The organism is Acidobacteriota bacterium (assembly GCA_040752675.1).
Taxonomy (GTDB): Bacteria; Acidobacteriota; Polarisedimenticolia; order JBFMGF01; family JBFMGF01; genus JBFMGF01.
On the sequence record JBFMGF010000114.1, the window covers coordinates 25,592 to 41,205 of the forward strand.

The 15,614-nt window shown below is 50.4% G+C and carries 14 protein-coding genes; 3 read left to right on the forward strand and 11 right to left on the reverse strand.

Annotated elements, in window-relative coordinates; translation table 11 throughout:
* Positions 1 to 3 precede the first annotated feature (3 nt).
* From lnt to recN, 11 genes are all read right to left on the reverse strand, one after another.
* Positions 4 to 1,569 carry an apolipoprotein N-acyltransferase gene (lnt, locus tag AB1756_10160; GenBank protein MEW5807692.1) on the reverse strand — a complete coding sequence of 522 codons (1,566 nt, stop codon included), beginning with the start codon at positions 1,567 to 1,569 and terminating at the stop codon, positions 4 to 6.
* On the reverse strand, positions 1,566 to 2,423 hold the full coding sequence (lipA, locus tag AB1756_10165; protein ID MEW5807693.1) for a lipoyl synthase: 858 nt from the start codon (positions 2,421 to 2,423) through the stop codon (positions 1,566 to 1,568). The genes lnt and lipA overlap by 4 nt, the downstream gene beginning before the upstream one ends.
* On the reverse strand, positions 2,402 to 2,962 hold the full coding sequence (locus tag AB1756_10170; protein ID MEW5807694.1) for an SPOR domain-containing protein: 561 nt from the start codon (positions 2,960 to 2,962) through the stop codon (positions 2,402 to 2,404). Before AB1756_10170 ends, lipA begins: the two co-directional genes overlap by 22 nt.
* Before the next feature lie 8 nt (positions 2,963 to 2,970).
* On the reverse strand, positions 2,971 to 3,993 hold the full coding sequence (locus AB1756_10175) for a GGDEF domain-containing protein (protein ID MEW5807695.1): 1,023 nt from the start codon (positions 3,991 to 3,993) through the stop codon (positions 2,971 to 2,973).
* A 30-nt stretch (positions 3,994 to 4,023) separates the two neighbouring features.
* The gene (locus AB1756_10180) at positions 4,024 to 4,770 is read right to left on the reverse strand and encodes a slipin family protein (protein MEW5807696.1); all 747 of its coding nucleotides are present in this window, start codon (positions 4,768 to 4,770) and stop codon (positions 4,024 to 4,026) included.
* Between the two features lie 2 nt (positions 4,771 to 4,772).
* The gene (locus AB1756_10185) at positions 4,773 to 6,083 is read right to left on the reverse strand and encodes a nodulation protein NfeD (GenBank protein MEW5807697.1); all 1,311 of its coding nucleotides are present in this window, start codon (positions 6,081 to 6,083) and stop codon (positions 4,773 to 4,775) included.
* Positions 6,084 to 6,226: 143 nt separating this feature from the next.
* Positions 6,227 to 8,644 (reverse strand): sulfatase-like hydrolase/transferase, encoded by a 2,418-nt coding sequence (locus AB1756_10190; GenBank protein ID MEW5807698.1) that lies wholly within the window; start codon positions 8,642 to 8,644, stop codon positions 6,227 to 6,229.
* Between the two features lie 153 nt (positions 8,645 to 8,797).
* A complete protein-coding gene (gene larA, locus AB1756_10195; GenBank protein MEW5807699.1) occupies positions 8,798 to 10,069 on the reverse strand; it encodes a nickel-dependent lactate racemase in 1,272 nt (423 codons plus the stop codon).
* A complete protein-coding gene (locus AB1756_10200) occupies positions 10,066 to 11,244 on the reverse strand; it encodes a pyridoxal phosphate-dependent aminotransferase (GenBank protein ID MEW5807700.1) in 1,179 nt (392 codons plus the stop codon). Before AB1756_10200 ends, larA begins: the two co-directional genes overlap by 4 nt.
* Complete coding sequence (coaD, locus tag AB1756_10205; protein MEW5807701.1) at positions 11,238 to 11,750, reverse strand: pantetheine-phosphate adenylyltransferase; 513 nt, start codon at positions 11,748 to 11,750, stop codon at positions 11,238 to 11,240. Before coaD ends, AB1756_10200 begins: the two co-directional genes overlap by 7 nt.
* A complete protein-coding gene (recN, locus tag AB1756_10210) occupies positions 11,698 to 13,422 on the reverse strand; it encodes a DNA repair protein RecN (protein ID MEW5807702.1) in 1,725 nt (574 codons plus the stop codon). Before recN ends, coaD begins: the two co-directional genes overlap by 53 nt.
* Positions 13,423 to 13,670: 248 nt before the next feature.
* Between recN and AB1756_10215 the strand changes: the two genes are divergently transcribed.
* From AB1756_10215 to AB1756_10225, 3 genes are read left to right on the forward strand one after another with little or no spacing between them, the layout of a single operon-like run.
* Complete coding sequence (locus AB1756_10215) at positions 13,671 to 14,363, forward strand: MotA/TolQ/ExbB proton channel family protein (GenBank protein MEW5807703.1); 693 nt, start codon at positions 13,671 to 13,673, stop codon at positions 14,361 to 14,363.
* A 38-nt stretch (positions 14,364 to 14,401) separates the two neighbouring features.
* Positions 14,402 to 14,812, forward strand: coding sequence for a biopolymer transporter ExbD (locus AB1756_10220; protein MEW5807704.1), 411 nt, complete (start codon positions 14,402 to 14,404; stop codon positions 14,810 to 14,812).
* Positions 14,809 to 15,597 (forward strand): TonB family protein, encoded by a 789-nt coding sequence (locus AB1756_10225; protein ID MEW5807705.1) that lies wholly within the window; start codon positions 14,809 to 14,811, stop codon positions 15,595 to 15,597. The genes AB1756_10220 and AB1756_10225 overlap by 4 nt, the downstream gene beginning before the upstream one ends.
* Positions 15,598 to 15,614: the final 17 nt, after the last annotated feature.

Below are 15,614 nucleotides of genomic sequence, written 5' to 3' on the forward strand. Positions count from 1 at the left end.
TTTTCATTCCATTCTGGATTCGCCTTCCATCCCTGCCTGATCTTCAGGCATGGCGCCACGCTCCACTTGTCCCCAGGAAGAGAAAAATAAAGATAGAATAAAGACGAATGTCATTATAGCACAGGGGACGGGGAACCAGTGTCCTGCCCTGCTGTAGAATGTGCTATGGCTCATCGTCTGAATTTCACATTCCATGATCTCCCTTGAAAAGATCCCCGTGCTCTTGAGGACATCGCCACGCGGAGATATGATGCCGCTGATCCCGGTGCTTGCCGATCTCACGAAATATCTCCCGCACTCGACCGCTCTGAGTTTCAGGAAGTCGAAATGCTGATAGGGGGCTGCGGTGGAGCCGAACCAGGCATCGTTAGTTATATTGACATAAAAGGTAGGTCCTCTCTCATTAAACTGCTGCACAAACTCAGGAAAGATAACCTCGTAGCAGATCAGCACGGAAAAGGGATCTCCTCCGTAATCCATGAGTGTGAACTCGCTGCCTCTCGAGAAGTCTCCGGCTGCCTGCACAAACCTCTTCACGAAGAAAAGTATCTTCGGGATGGGGACATACTCACCATAGGGAACCAGGTGGATCTTATCGTACCTCCTGTCTATTTCTCCATCATTCCTGATATGGAAGGCACTATTGAAGTAGATCTCCTCATCTCCCTCTTCGGCCCGGTGGATGCTTCCCAGAACGAGATCGATGTCGAATCCAGAGCACAACTCCTTCAGAAGGTCTGCATAACCAGTCGTGCCGCAGACCTCGAAGAATGTCGTCGACTCTGGCCATACAATCAGACGGATTCCCTCTCTCGCCGCTTTCTTCGTCATCTGGAGATAATCCGATAGAACGATGCCCTCATCCACGCCGCTGTTGGTGTTCCCGCCATAATTTCCCTGGATACATGCAACTCGGATCTTTCTCCCTCCTTCCAGCGGAACAGATACTCTCCAGGAACCCCAACCATAGAAGGAAAGAACGATGATCAGACTGACCAGAAGAGGCGTGGCTCTCCTGAAGCTCATCTTTCCGATGAAGAGAAAGGCAAGCGAGGCATTGGCAAGGAGGATTAGGAAGGAAAGCCCGTATACGCCGGTCAGGGAAGCCATCTGGATCATGGAAGTGTTGGAGGACAGGGCATAGCCTGCAAGTCCCCAGGGGAAGCCGCTGAAGAGATGTCCCCTCACATACTCCAGTGCGACCCAGATGACTGGCGATAGCAGTATTGCCGCATCACCGTAAACGTTAACGGCTCTCGATATGAGGAACGCGAAGAGTGAAGGATAGAGGGAAAGGTAAGACGTGAGGAGAAGCAGAATCAAAACACTCAGGAAGATGCCGAGGGAGGCATGTACGTTCAGGACGAGATAAATCCAGTACAGCATTGTGATGAAGAAAGCTTCCCCATAGATAAAACCGTATACAAGTGCCCGCAAAGGATGACTTCTCGCCGAGATGAGGATAAGTGGGAAAAATGCTATCCATATGAGAGGGTAGACATTTATCCTTGGAAAAGAAGCGGCAAGGAGAAGACCTGCCAGAGCGATGGTAATTATCCTGACTTTCATGAGAGCAAAACGGCGTAGTGGTCTGCTCTGTAAGAGCTTCTGGCCAGAGGTGAAGCAATCGTTTCGAGGCCAAGCTTCTTCCCGTATTCTTCGAAGGCTTTGAAGGAATCCATGGAAACGTATTCTTTCACGGGAACGTTCCTGAGGGTGGGCCTGAGATACTGCCCGATGGTTACCGTGTGACATCCAGCATCTTTTAAATCGTGGAGCACTGCTCTTACTTCTTCCATTCTTTCGCCGAATCCGACCATCAAACCTGATTTTATCCTGATTCGCCTATCAGAGCGAGCGGCTCGATCAAGGATCATGAGAGACCTTTCATAGTCGGCTCTGGGTCTGATCTTCGGATATAGACTCGGAACCGTTTCGACATTATGGTTATAGACGTCTGGATGAGATTCAATGATCCTGTCGAGCGCATAAACGCTTCCGCCCAGATCGCTCGTCAAGACCTCCACCGAAGGGGTCCACTCCAATGCTTTCACGCTGGTCACGGTCTTGAAGAAATGCTCCGCCCCTCCATCCGGTAGATCATCCCTCGTCACCGATGTGATGACGACATGTTTGAGGGAGAGAAACCTGGAGGCATCGGCCACCCGAAGCGGCTCAGTTTCATCGAGCGGATGCGGGATGCCGACCTTTATCGAACAGAAACGGCAATCCCTAGCGCAGACATCGCCCATGATCAGGAAAGTGGCCTGACCTCTTCCAAAGCATTCACTCTGATTGGGACATCGCGCCGATTCGCAGACGGTATTGAGGCCGTACCTTCTCAGAAGGGTCTTGACTGACCGCATCTCCTTCCAATTTAGCTTCTTTCGTACCCAGGAGGCTAACCGATCTTCATCACCCATGTCCTGTAACCTTCTTTCCTCAGCTTCTTCTCGGTCTCCAGGGCTTCTTCTCTGGTACTGAACTTTCCGACCCTGACCTTGTAGTAGGTTCCCGATTTTCCCTTCTCTTCGACGATGTAAGATGCAAACCCTTCCCTCATCAATTTTTCCTTTGTCTTTAGGGATGATGGCCTCTCTTTGCTGGCCGATACCTGAACGGAATAATAGGTCTGCTGTTTCTTCGGAAGATTCTCATTTTCAGAATCTGCTCGCTCAATCTTCGATTTAACTTCTGAGAAATCCTCCTTAGGAAGCCTGTCGAAAAACGCGAGCGTTTCACCGAGGTCTTCTGCCTCACCAACTGCCCTGGCGGCATCTCTTTTTCTGTCCTCTTTCTGCATGAGAGAACCGGAGCGGTATGAGGAGATCCTGCTCTCGTACCATCGCCCCAAAAAGAAGAAGAGGATACAAAGAACGATCAGAAGCACAATGACCATCCATACATGACCTCCCCGGATGATGATCTCTCTGAATTCCCTTGTCTCCTGTTTTTCCTCCAAACCGCACCTCACCCTTTGATATTATCGGCGATCGATATCGAGTTCTTCCCGAGAACCTTGATCCTCTGCATGGCCTTGTCCGCCTGTATAATCAGTTCCTCTTTCGTATCCGCATGAAGAGGAAAAGATGCAACGCCGAAGCTTGCAGTCATCTTGATACCGCCCGTATCGCTCACCAGGAAAGGCTTCCTGGAGATCAAGTCCCGCAGCCGCTCCGCAACCTCTATGGATCCATTCACATCGGTCTCCGGCAGGATGACACAGAACTCATCCCCCCCGTAACGGCAGAGTTTGTCGATCTTGCGGATGCCTCCCTTCACCCTCAACGCTATCTCGAAGAGCATCCGGGACCCTGCCGAATGACTGTAAAGCGAGTTCACTTCCTTCAGATTGTCGATATCGAAGAAGACGAGAGATAGAGGCAGCGAGAACCTAGTCGCTCTCGAAATCTCATCCATGATCTGGCTGTCGAAGTATCTCCGGTTGAAGCAATCCACCGTATCGTCCCTGATGATTAGTTCCCGGAGGCTCCTGACGGTCGCTATGTTCTCCAGGGCGGGCTTGACCTCTTCCATCAGCATCGTCACCTTCTCAAAATACTTCGCCGAACCTCCAGGTTCTCTAAGGAGAAAAAGGGCTCCGAAGATCTCCCTCTTCGCGAAGAGGGGAATGAAGAGCATATCAAGACTTCCATATTCCGCGATTAGCGCCGAAAAGGGAGAGAGGATCTCCGAGGAGCCGAGGATCTTTGCCTCCACCCCAAGGATCCTCATCATCGTTTCATAATCGAGCTTCGAGAAAGCTTCATAGAGATGGCTGTCCTGCGCGATTGTCGTGGCGATCAGTGTCAGACTCTTCGGGTCGTCGAGGATGTAGGCAAACCCCGCCTTGGCGTTGGACAGCCTTCGTGCATAGAAGAGAAACTCTTCGAAAAAGTCTTCCTGTTCGATCTTCTGGGATATCCTCGCAACCACCTTTGCTGTAAAGAGATCTTCGAGAATATCCTCTCTTTTAAAATCATCGTCCTTCATCTAGATCCTGTTTCAGCAACCCTTTCTTCGCTATGTTTTAAAGACCTTCAGAAGGTCGATGGGTAGCGGGAAGATGATGGTGGAATTCTTCTCCGTAGCAATCTCGGTGAGCGTCTGAAGATAACGCAGCTGTAACGTCACAGGGTTCTTCCCGATCTCATCCGCAGCTCTGGCCAGCGTGGAAGCTGCCTGGAATTCTCCATTGGCATGAATTATCTTGGCTCTCTTCTCTCTCTCCGCTTCAGCCTGTTTAGCCATCGCCCTCTGCATCTCGACCGGAAGATCCACGTGCTTCACTTCCACCATTGAGACCTTGATCCCCCAGGGGTCCGTGTGCCTATCGAGGATCTGCTGGAGTTCGTTGTTTAGCCTCTCCCTCTGACTCAGGAGATCATCGAGCTCCGCCTGGCCGAGGACAGACCGGAGCGTAGTCTGGGAGAGCTGAGAAGTGGCATAATGATAGTTCTCCACTTCCACGATGGCTTTCTGAGGGTTCATGACGCGGAAATAGACTACCGCGTTAACTTTCACGGAGACATTGTCCCTGGTGATTACATCCTGCGCCGGAACATCGTGAACGATGGTCCTGAGTGAGACACGCACGAGCCTGTCGATGAATGGGATGATGATGATGAGCCCGGGGCCCTTAATCTTCTTCAGCAATCTTCCTAACCGGAAGACGACCCCTCTTTCATACTCCGGAAGTATCTTGATAGTATTGACCAGGATGACAAGAAAGATGAAGGCAGCGATCAGAAAAGCATAAAGATACTCCATGGTTACCTCCTTACTTTTTCGACTTCGATGTTCATATCCTTCACGGCGGATACCCGGATTTTCTCTCCCTTGAGAATCTTCTCCTTCGAGCTAGCATTCCAGTACTCGCCGTGGATGAAGACTTTCCCTTCCCCGTTGGGCTCAATGTCCGTTGTGGCGGAGCCGATCTCGTGGAGAAGACCTTCCACGCCACCCGTGGCTTCTCTCCGGTGCGCCTTTACGATGAGCCGTACCACGACGACCATGAGAGCCACCACTACGAAGCTTGTAGGAAGGATGATTATTAGGGGAAGCCTCAACTCCGGTATCGGACCCTCGAAGAGTATCATGGAACCGATGATGATGCACATCACGCCTCCTATTGTAAGCATGCCATAACTGGAGATCTTGATCTCCAGGATGAATAGAACTATGGAGAAAAGGATCAGAAGGATCCCTATGTAGTTGACGGGAATGATCTGGGTTGTGAAGGCGAAGAGGAGGAGAGCGATTACTCCCACTACTCCAGGGAAAACGACACCCGGGTGCGTGATCTCGACGTATATCCCGAGTATCCCTATCAGGAGAAGGAAATATGATACGATAGGCTGGGAGACAATGCTGAGGAACCGCTGCCGCCAGTTCATCTCGAACGTCTCGGCTGCCTTCCCCTCCAGATGAAGGATCTGCTTCCTCCCGTCGAATCGTCTTATCTCCTTTCCATTCAGGCCGGCGATCAGTTCTTCCTGGCTCTTGTAGATCAAATCGATGAGCTTCTTTTCCAGCGCCTCTTTCTCCGTGAAGGAAACGCTTTCCTTCACGGCCCTTTCCGCCTCGGCGATGTTTCTTCCGCGGTTCTCCGCGATCGTTCTGACAAAAGCTGCTGCATCGCTTTCAGCTTTCGTGATCATGATGTCATCCTTTTCATTCTTTCCGAAAAGCGTCAGAACTGGGTGGGCGGCTCCTGTATTTGTGCCTGGGGCCATGACGGCAATGTCGGAGGCAATGAGAAGCATAAACCCTGCGGAGGTGGCCCTTGCACCGCTGGGATGGACGAAGACGGCGACGGGGGTCTTAGATTGATAGAATTTCTGGACGATCGATTTCGTCGGTTCAAGGAGACCGCCGGGCGTGTCCAGCTTGATTATGAGCAGGGACGCACCTGTCTCATCGGCGCGATCGATGGCATCCGAGATGAATTCAGCCGTGACGGGATGGATGGCATCGTATACTTCAATGGAAATGATGTTCTCGTAAGCATGAGCGGGAGGCATGAGTGGGAGAAATAGGAGCAGCAATCCAAATATGGTCCTCATGGACATCGGTCTTTGCACCTGTAATAAGCCCGCCTTGCGATGCTTCTTCTGCAGGAAGTACGATGCAGAATCGCATGATCAGCTTTTAATTTTAAGGTCAATAGCCCAAAAGTTCAATAGTTGTTTGAAAGCTCGAGCGACAGCAGGGATGAATGTTATCCTCATCGATCGCGATCCATAAGGGATTGCTGGAGGCTTCTCAGCGCATCAAAGGCAACCGGATCCTCTGGATTCAGAGTGATGGCTCTCTGGAACTCTTCACGCGCTTCTTCCAGCCTTCCCTTCTCCTTCAACCAGGAGCCCAGGGCGTCATGCACCGGATAGTATGTCGGATTGATAGAAAGTACTTTCTTGAACCTATTTCTGGCAGAAGCCTCATCGTTCTTCTGAAGATCTATCACGCCGAGGTAGAAGTGGGCGCGGAATTCATCGCTGTCTAGAGTTAGAACATACTCGAACTTCTCGCGTGCTTTGCGAGGCTCACCGATGGCTATGTAGATGCCTCCGAGGATCCCGGCTGCGTTCTTATCCTTTGGATTAACCTTCAATATCTGTTCATAGGCTGAAGCGGCCTCAGGAAGCGCCTTCATATCATAGAGGATCTGCGCTACCAGAGCGAGCGTTGGTGCATCTTCCGTCAGGTCGTAACGCACCAGCTTCCTGGCCGTCTCAGAAGCTTCGGTGACGTTCTTTTTCTCAATCTGGAGCTTGAAGAGGTAGGAATTGGCGACAATGTTGTCCGGATTCTCTTTCAACGCTTTCATGACGATATCAAGCGCTCTATCGAAATCCTTCCTGGTGATGTAATAATTGGTGGGGAAAGTAAAAGCGATCTCGGCATTGGGATTGATTTCAAAACCTTTCAGATAGGCCCTGATGGCCCCCTCGTCATCTTTCTTCTTCTCAAGCAGGAAACCGTACATGTTCCATAGCTCGGCGCCGAGAGCATACATTGCGGTATGGTCCAGCTCCGCGATTCTGATGGCATCCTCTGCCTCAAGCATCGCCTTTCCGAAATCCCCCATGGCGATGAGTATCTTGATGATGAAGATTCTGGCCTGGTAGTTCTTGGGATTCTTCTGAAGGACCCTCTTGAAGGCGGCGATGGCTTCCGCGAATTTCCCTTCCGCCATGAGATTCTTTCCATTGGTGATGATATTCTCTTCCTCTATCGTAAGCTTCGGGTCAACTCTCTCCTGCCCCGGTTCGATCTTCCCCCCGCGGAAGTAGTCTCCTGAGAGATAGCCCAGGCTCTTGAGGATCTTGATCTCTTCCTCGTCCGGCTTTTCGAACTCGAAGGAACCAGAGTTGCTGGTGCTGATCTTTGAAACAAGTGCCGCAAGGGAGTCTTTCATCCTCTTGCACTCTTCATCTGCGGAATCGTATAGATTGATCAGTTCTCCAGGATCCTTCGTGAGATGGTAGAGTTCAGGAATGGGTGCTTCAATGTACTTTTTCTCGCCGCTTCTGATGCTTTTCAATTCGCTCCATCCATATTCAAATGTCGGCATGTAGGTCTCGGCATAGGATTCTGATTTCCCTTCGCGATACTTTCTGCCATTGATCTCTTCGGCGAAGCTCTTGCCTTGCGCCGATGGGGGAATGGAAATATTGAGGAGCCCGAGGAGCGTGGGCATTATGTCGACTGTCTCAAAGAGACCGTTGTATCGCGATCCTCCCTTTGCCATCCAGGGAGCTCTCAGGATGAAGGGGATTCTGATAGTACAATCATAGATGAATATCCCGTGGGCGTTTTCCCCGTGTTCACCGAGCGACTCTCCATGATCGGACGTGAAGACGAGTATGGAATTATCGAGTACGCCTTTTTCCTCCAGCTTCTCCAGAAGATCCCCGATGCACTGGTCGGAATAGCTGATCTCCTGGTCGTATCCTTCTCCCTCCAGCTTTTTGGAAGTATCGGCAGGAGGAACATAGGGATAATGTGGATCGTAATAATGGATCCAGGCGAAGAACCGCTTTCCCCTCACGGCAGGAAGCCATTTGAAGAATTCTTCGTTAACCTGCTCGGCTACTCTCTCCGGCCCTTTAATCTCCTGGACTGATTTCATCTCCGAAGCGCTCTTGAGTTCTATCTTTACATCGTTGTATGTCTTGAAACCCTGTTCCAGGCCGAACCCTGAATTCAGGATGTAGGAGCCGACAAACGCGGCTGTCTCAAAGCCGTTCTCCTTGAGTACCTCGGCAAGCGTTATCTCATCCTGGTTCAACTTGAAGAGCCCGTTGTGCCTCACACCGTGCGCTGTAGGATACCGTCCTGTAAAGATTGTGCAGTGAGAGGGAAGCGTGAGTGGTACCTGAGAGACTGCTTCCGTAAAGAGCAATCCCTCCCTCGCTATCCTATCTATGTTCTGTGTCTTGATCTTATGATAGCCATAGCAGCCCAGCCGGTCGGCTCTTAAAGTATCAACAATGATCACGATGAGATTGGGGTTGCTGACTTTCTGCCAGCTCGAGCAGCCGGCTAGTAAAAGGAAAGATACCAATGAGAAAATTACAAGGACTATCCCTGGTAGCACCCCGGTTATCGGAGGAGCCTCATTGACTTTTTTCATCTTCATGAAAACCTCTCATTTATGATAAGCTGCACTCTTGATAGCGTCAAGGATGGATCCCGACCATCATCCAGCAAAAAAGCCGGCATAGATCTCCCCCGGTACGATTTTCCATCGGGAGAACTTTTCAGGCACAAAAGCGCTTGAGGAACGGAACCGTCAAATATGAAAGAACCACCGCGGACCGTTTTCGATGACAAGTCCTTCTGCTTCCTTTCCGATCACCACTTCCGCCAGTTGAAAAGCTTCACCCAGAGACCCTGTCTGGCGTATCCCCAGGGATTGAAGGACCTCCGACCTGAAGTCGGTAACGAAAATTACGTTGATGCTTTCAATAGCATGGATGATGGAGAGGGCAGTCTGGGCGTATGACTTGAACTGTCGCTTCATATCGTAAAGAATGCCCGCTTTCCCTCTGGAAAGCCATCCAGCAAAATCCTGGCTTCCATACCCCTCGGAACACTGCGCCACGAGGATCAGGACCCCTCCATCCTCGACAAGTCGCGAACAGTTCTGAATGCACTTGTTTGCCTGGATGACATTTATATCCTTTGGATAGCCGCCGCATCCTGCCACGACCATTCTTGCCTTTCTCTCGATTTTTATTCGCCGGGACTCATTCAAATATTCCGCTCCTTTCCAGTGCGCCCGAACCATATCTCCTGCAAATATCTCTTCGATCCCTCCCCTCTCATCGATGATGCTGTTCACGATGAAAGGAGATGGAACCATCAGCGCGCCTTCCAGCATATCCTCATGAACGGGATTGGATTCAAGGATCCCGACATCTGAGCAAGGATGCTTTTCCCCTTCCGAAACAAGGGAAAGCAGATGATTGGAGGCCGCGGTATCATGCCCGGCGAGACCTGGCATCAAAGATTTTCTCCCTCCCGTGAACCCGGCATGATAGTGAAGGTCTATCGCTCCCGTCAGGATGATCTTTGAAGCTTTGAGGACTTCCGAATTGACCCTGACCGTAGTCCCCCTCGACGTTCTTCCAACCAACGAAAGGGAAGATTCTGCATAAGGGTCATGGTCTAAATGCTGATATCGGCCGATAATTGTTTCCCCCAGTATCGATGATTTCTCATTTACAGTTACTTTCCGATGGACTCCAGTAGCAAAGATGAATCTGATATTCTCTTCACGGACACCCGATCTCAGAAGCTTCTTAAGAATGGCTGGCAAAAATCGGTGGACGCAGGTGACTCTTGTGGCATCAGAGACCACTATGAGGACGCGATCCGCATCTCCATGCAGCTCTTCTATCTCCCGTGAAGCGATCGGCTGGCTGATTTTCTTCTCTATCTCCTCCAGAGACAGCTCTTCCTTTTCCAAGAACGCTGGCTGAATAGCTTTCAGATGGAAACTTGTGGGAGGGATGTCGATGAAGCCTTTCCCGTATTTTATCCGGACTGGTCTTCCCATCATGCTCTGAAGCAGAGAGTATCTCTGATCCTCTTCATCCCTTCCATGATGTTTTCGAGGGATGCGGCGAAGGTGAGCCTGATGTGCCCGGGATAGCCAAAAACTTCTCCGGGCACGGTAATCACTCTGGCGTTTTTGAAGAGATAATTGGAAACCTCCAGGGAACTCTCAAGCTTGAGCATCCTGCAGAGTTCAGTCACATTTGGAAAGAGATAGAAGGCTCCCTCCGGTACATGACATGTCATCCCCTTGATCGACTGGATGAGCTCAAGCATACAATCCCGCCTCTCCCTGTAAATATTAAGCATGCTGGCAACGGCGGATTCTCCCCTCATGGCTTCCAGCGCTGCCTTCTGAGAGACGGATGAGGGATGGAAGGAGTCATGGCCGACGATCTTCGCAGCGGCGTCGATTATGGCCTTGGGACCGATGGCATAGCCGATCCTCCATCCGCTCATGGCATACGTCATGGATAGGGAGTTCACGAGGATAAGCCTGTCACGCGCCTTCTGAAAATACTGCATCATCGATTCATGCCGTCCATCGAAGATGAAAGACTCGTAAGATTCATCGCTGATGATGTAAAAATCTTTCTGCAGGGATAACACAAGGATCCTCTTCAGCAAGTCGGAAGGGATGATGCTACCGGAAGGATTGCAGGGACTGTTAAGGAAAATGGCCTTCGTCGCCGATGTGATGGCTTCTTCGATCCGCTCTGCTCGGGGCAAAAATCGATCTTCTGCTTCTACCTTAGCAAAAACAGGTCTGGCTCCTGCTATCCTGACCTGCTCCGGATAGGAAGACCAGTGAGGGGAAAGAACGATCGCCTCGTCCCCCTCGCCGAAAAGCGAGAGGGCAAGAGCAAGCAACACATTCCTGGCACCATTTGCGACAAGAATTTCTCTCTCAGGATAATCGGTCCCGTACTCTTTCGTGTATCTCTCCGCTATCGCTTTTCTCAGTTCGAAGAGACCCATGGGATCGGTATGATGCGTGAAGTTCTCGTCGATCGATCTCTTCGCGGCTTCCTTGATGTTGTCCGGTGTGTTGAAGTCAGGCTCCTCCGCTCCGAAATCGATGATGTCCTGACCGGCTGATCTGATGCGGTCCTCCTCCACTTTCAGCGAAAATGTGCAGGAAGACGTGATCTCCCTCATCCGTCCTGAAATCCTCAGCATCTTTTCTTACTCCTGAATCTCTCCTGTAGTCTCTTCTCGACTTCTGCCGGTACGAGTCCAGTGAGCTTACCCCCAAGCTCCGCCACCTCGCGCACCAGTTTGGAGCTCAGGTAGGAATAGGACTCGCAGGGCATCATGAAGACCGTTTCCAGGTTGCTTTTGATCCTTCTATTCATCATGGCCATCTGAAGTTCGTATTCAAAATCAGAGATGGCACGTAACCCCCTGACGATGACCTTCGCGCCGATCTTCTCGGCGTAATCAACCAGAAGACCATCGAATGTTTCAATGCGGACATTCGGAAATCCGGCAATTGCCTTCTCGATCATCTGGATCCTCTCCTCGATAGAGAATAGCGGCTGCTTCTCAGGATTTCTAAGAATGGCCACGATTATCTCATCGAAGATAGAACTCCCCCTGTCGATGATGTCGATGTGTCCGTTGGTGATCGGATCAAACGTTCCCGGGTAGACGGCCTTTAGCAGCAGTGGTTTTCTTTTTCTCATGTTCGATCATTTCCTCCGCATGCATTAATGAGGTCTCGGAGATCTTATCGCCGGCAAGCATTCTGGCGATTTCCTTGATTCTTTCCTTCTCGTCGAGGGAACGAACAATCACATTCGTCCTCCCTCGGGAAACTTTTTTCAGGACACTGAGGTGATGATCCGCCAGAGAAGCAATCTGAGGAAGATGAGTGATGCAGATGACTTGGTTCTTGGCGGAGATATTCTTCAGCTTCTGAGCAACAGCGGATGCGACGCCAGCCCCGATTCCAGCATCCACTTCGTCGAAGATCAGCGTCTTCGATCCGTTTCCTTTCTTGAGGACCTTGTTGATGGCAAGCATGATCCTCGAGAGCTCCCCTCCGGATGCTACCCTGGCGAGAGGTCTGAGATCCTCACCGACATTCAGGGATATGAGGAATTCACACCTGTCTACTCCCGATTCTCCAGCAGGTACCAATTTCTGAAAGTCACAGGATTCCGGAAGAGGGTTGCTTTCAATCACCACGCTGAAACGGCTTCCTCCCATTGCCATGTCCCCCAGCTCTTCCACTACCCGGCTGGAGAATCTTTCCGCATCTGCCCGCCTCTCTCGGGAAAGCCGGAGAGCCGCTTCAACATATGCTCTGTAGATCTCCACTATCCTGCCGCGCAAAGATTCCAGATCTTCATCTGAACGGTTCAAAGCCTCAAGCTCTTCCGCAGCTTTTGATCGGAACTGCAGGACGGCTTCAATCGTGCCTCCGTACTTCATTTTCAATCTCTCGATCTCTGCAATCCGGTCTTCCACATCCGCCAGTCTGGCGGGATCATGTTCCAGCTTTTTCAGATAATCCCTCAAGTACAGAGAAAGGTCTTCAAGGGCATACCGCGCCTCATCGAGAACCGAAAGAAATCTGGAAGGCTCGGGATCGATCGCGGATAGTTTCTCCATGTTCGAACGGATCTGCTTGATAAGAAGGATGATGGATCTCTCATTTTCGTAAGCCGTGCCGTACGCCTCAGAGGCAAACCTCTTCAGCATCTCGACGCTTTTCAGTATTTCCCTCTCTTTCTGCAGCTTCTCATCCTCTCCTGGCAGGGGGGAGATTTTCTCGATCTCCGCAGCCTGAAATTCGAGAAAATCGGTTCCCCTGTTCTTATCTAAAAGTTGCTCCATGAGTTTCCTGTACTCTTCGCTGCATGCCATGAACTGAAGAGAGAGGTCGGAAACGCTCTTCTTGAGAAGTTCATTCTCTCCAAAATGATCCAGGATGGCCAGATGATTGGCGGGGTGCAGGAGTGATTGATGCTGATGCTGCCCATGAATATCTACAAGAATATTTCCGATCTCCTTGAGAGCGGATGTGGTTGTTATCCCTCCGTTGATGAAGATCTTCCCGGCGCCTGCCTTGTTGATTTCCCTTTTGAGAATCAAATCTCCCGTGATGGAGATTCCTGACTTCTCAAGAACCCTTTCCACATCGGGAAGATCATCAATGCTGAAGACCCCTTCCACGGTTGCCTTATGCTCTCCTGTCCTTATAACGTTGCTCGAAGGACGCTCCCCGAGGAGGATCTCGATAGCATCGACGATTATTGATTTCCCAGCTCCTGTCTCCCCCGTAATGAGGTTGAGCCCTTCTGAAAAGTCGATGGAGATCTCTTCGACAATTGCAAAATTTCTAATTCTCAACGTTTTAAGCATTGATCGCGATCACAGAATGTTTGCCGTCAGGTGATCCTAAAAAAGAAATAAAATCAACAGAGCAAAGGCTCCGGAGATCGAATTGATCGAAAATGATAACATTACCTTCGAAAAGGTGTCAACAAAGGTGCAGCTTAATCATAAAGAAAAACTTGAAGAATCTCTTATAAGTCCAAGAGTCATTTGACTTTTTTGAACTTGCATGTTATCGTTAAACGAAAAATTTGGAGGATTTTTTGAACATCGCGGCTTTAAATATTCTCGCTCCAGCTGCGACCCTCTCGGGTTTCCAGACAGGTATTATAGAGCTGGTCGCTCAATCCGGTGCCATGGCAAAATTTGTTCTTTTCATCCTGATGCTATTCTCCATCGTTTCATGGGCAATTATGGTTGATAGATACCGAACGCTGCGAAGAGTCGAAAGGGAGTCCAGGCTCTTTATTACAAAATTCAATTCCGCCGCCTCGCTCACCGAACTCGTGGAGTTTTCAAAGCTGCTGGACAAGAATCCTCTGGCCAACATCTTTTTGCTCAGCGTCTCAAGTGGGAATCCCTCCCCCCCATCCGGAAGGAATGTGAGATTGCTGAAGCGCAATATACGAAAAAACGCTTCTCTTGAACTAAGGAAGATTGATAAGTATCTGAGTTTCCTCGCAACGACCGCCTCTGTTACTCCGTTCATCGGGCTCTTCGGCACAGTCTGGGGAATCATGAATGCTTTCCGGGGAATCGGAGCGTCCGGAACGGCAAGCCTCGCCGCCTATGCACCAGGCATAGCCGAAGCCCTGATAACAACGGCTGCCGGACTGGCAGCGGCCATCCCTGCCGTCGTCGCCTACAACCATTTTGTGCGAAAGGTAAGGGTCCTGAGTGCAGAAACGGAAGAGTTCATAGAGGATCTCGTCGCCAGAATCGAGGAGCCGCCTTAAAGCCTCTGAATAACCTCTCTCTCCAGAAGGTTGAAACGATGGAAAAGCATGGAAAATCTCTTTCAGAGATCAACGTTACCCCTCTCGTCGATGTCATGCTCGTGCTGCTCATCATCTTCATGGTAGTGGCACCGATGATGCACAGGGGGATCGACGTCAACCTTCCTGAAACAAAGACAGCGATGGGGGTCGATGAGGCAAGGATCGTCCTGACCATCGACAGGGAGGACCGCATCTACATAAACGACCGCTCTGTCCACATAAAACTCCTGAAAGAGAGGATCCTGGAGCTCTTAGGAAGGGATTCCCGTGAAACGATATTCCTGAAAGCCGATAGAAAGATCCCGTATGGCAAGGTCCTCCAGGTTATGGACATCATCCGGGAGACGGGAATTGAGAACATATCGATGGTAACAAATCCCATCCATGAAAAGGAAGGCAGGAGATGATAGGGCCTCTCTTCATTCTTAAGGTCGAGAGGAATATTTTTACCGGGCTCGGACCCATGGTTTTCATCTCTGCTCTAGGCCATATCATTTTTCTCTCGGGTGCGCTGCTCCTCTCCAGTATCATGCCTGGAAGAACAGAGCCACCGGAAGTATTCTTCAAGGTTTCGCTGGCATCCCTTCCCTCCTTTCCCGAAGGCAGCCCAGGATATGCAGTGAAAGCCGGGTCCGCAGAATCGAAAGCAGAAGTTCCCTCTCTCCCTGCTGCCAGGAAAAAGGAAGCCATAGAGATCGACGCTCGCAAAACCAAGAAACCCGTTCCTGAAAAGAAAAAAGCGGCGGGAGCTGAGAAAGCAGTAAGCAGAGAGACATCGAAAGAGGGTTCTCCACTGATGAGCTCTGCAACGGCACAGGCAGCTTCAGGAAATCCTGATGCATCTCTATCGGGAAGCATCGGCGGAAATGAAAAAGAGATCACCTTCACTGGAGGTGTCGATTTCGAGTATGCCTGGTATCGGGCCACCGTCATCTCTAAACTGAAGGAGAACTGGGTAAAGCCTGTCATTCCACTTAATGGCAGGACGAGTCTGCTGTGCACCATCACCTTCCAGATCATGAGAGATGGGCGCGTCGAGGACATCGTAGTGGAATCGTCCAGTGGTCTCTTCTCTCTGGACAGATCGGCCCTAAGGGCTGTTCAAGACTCCAGCCCGTTTCCTCCGCTCCCTTACCAGTTCGGACAGCCCTCATTGAAAGCAAAGTTCATCTTTGATTTGAAACCCGAATGAGATGTTTTTCTCTTAGA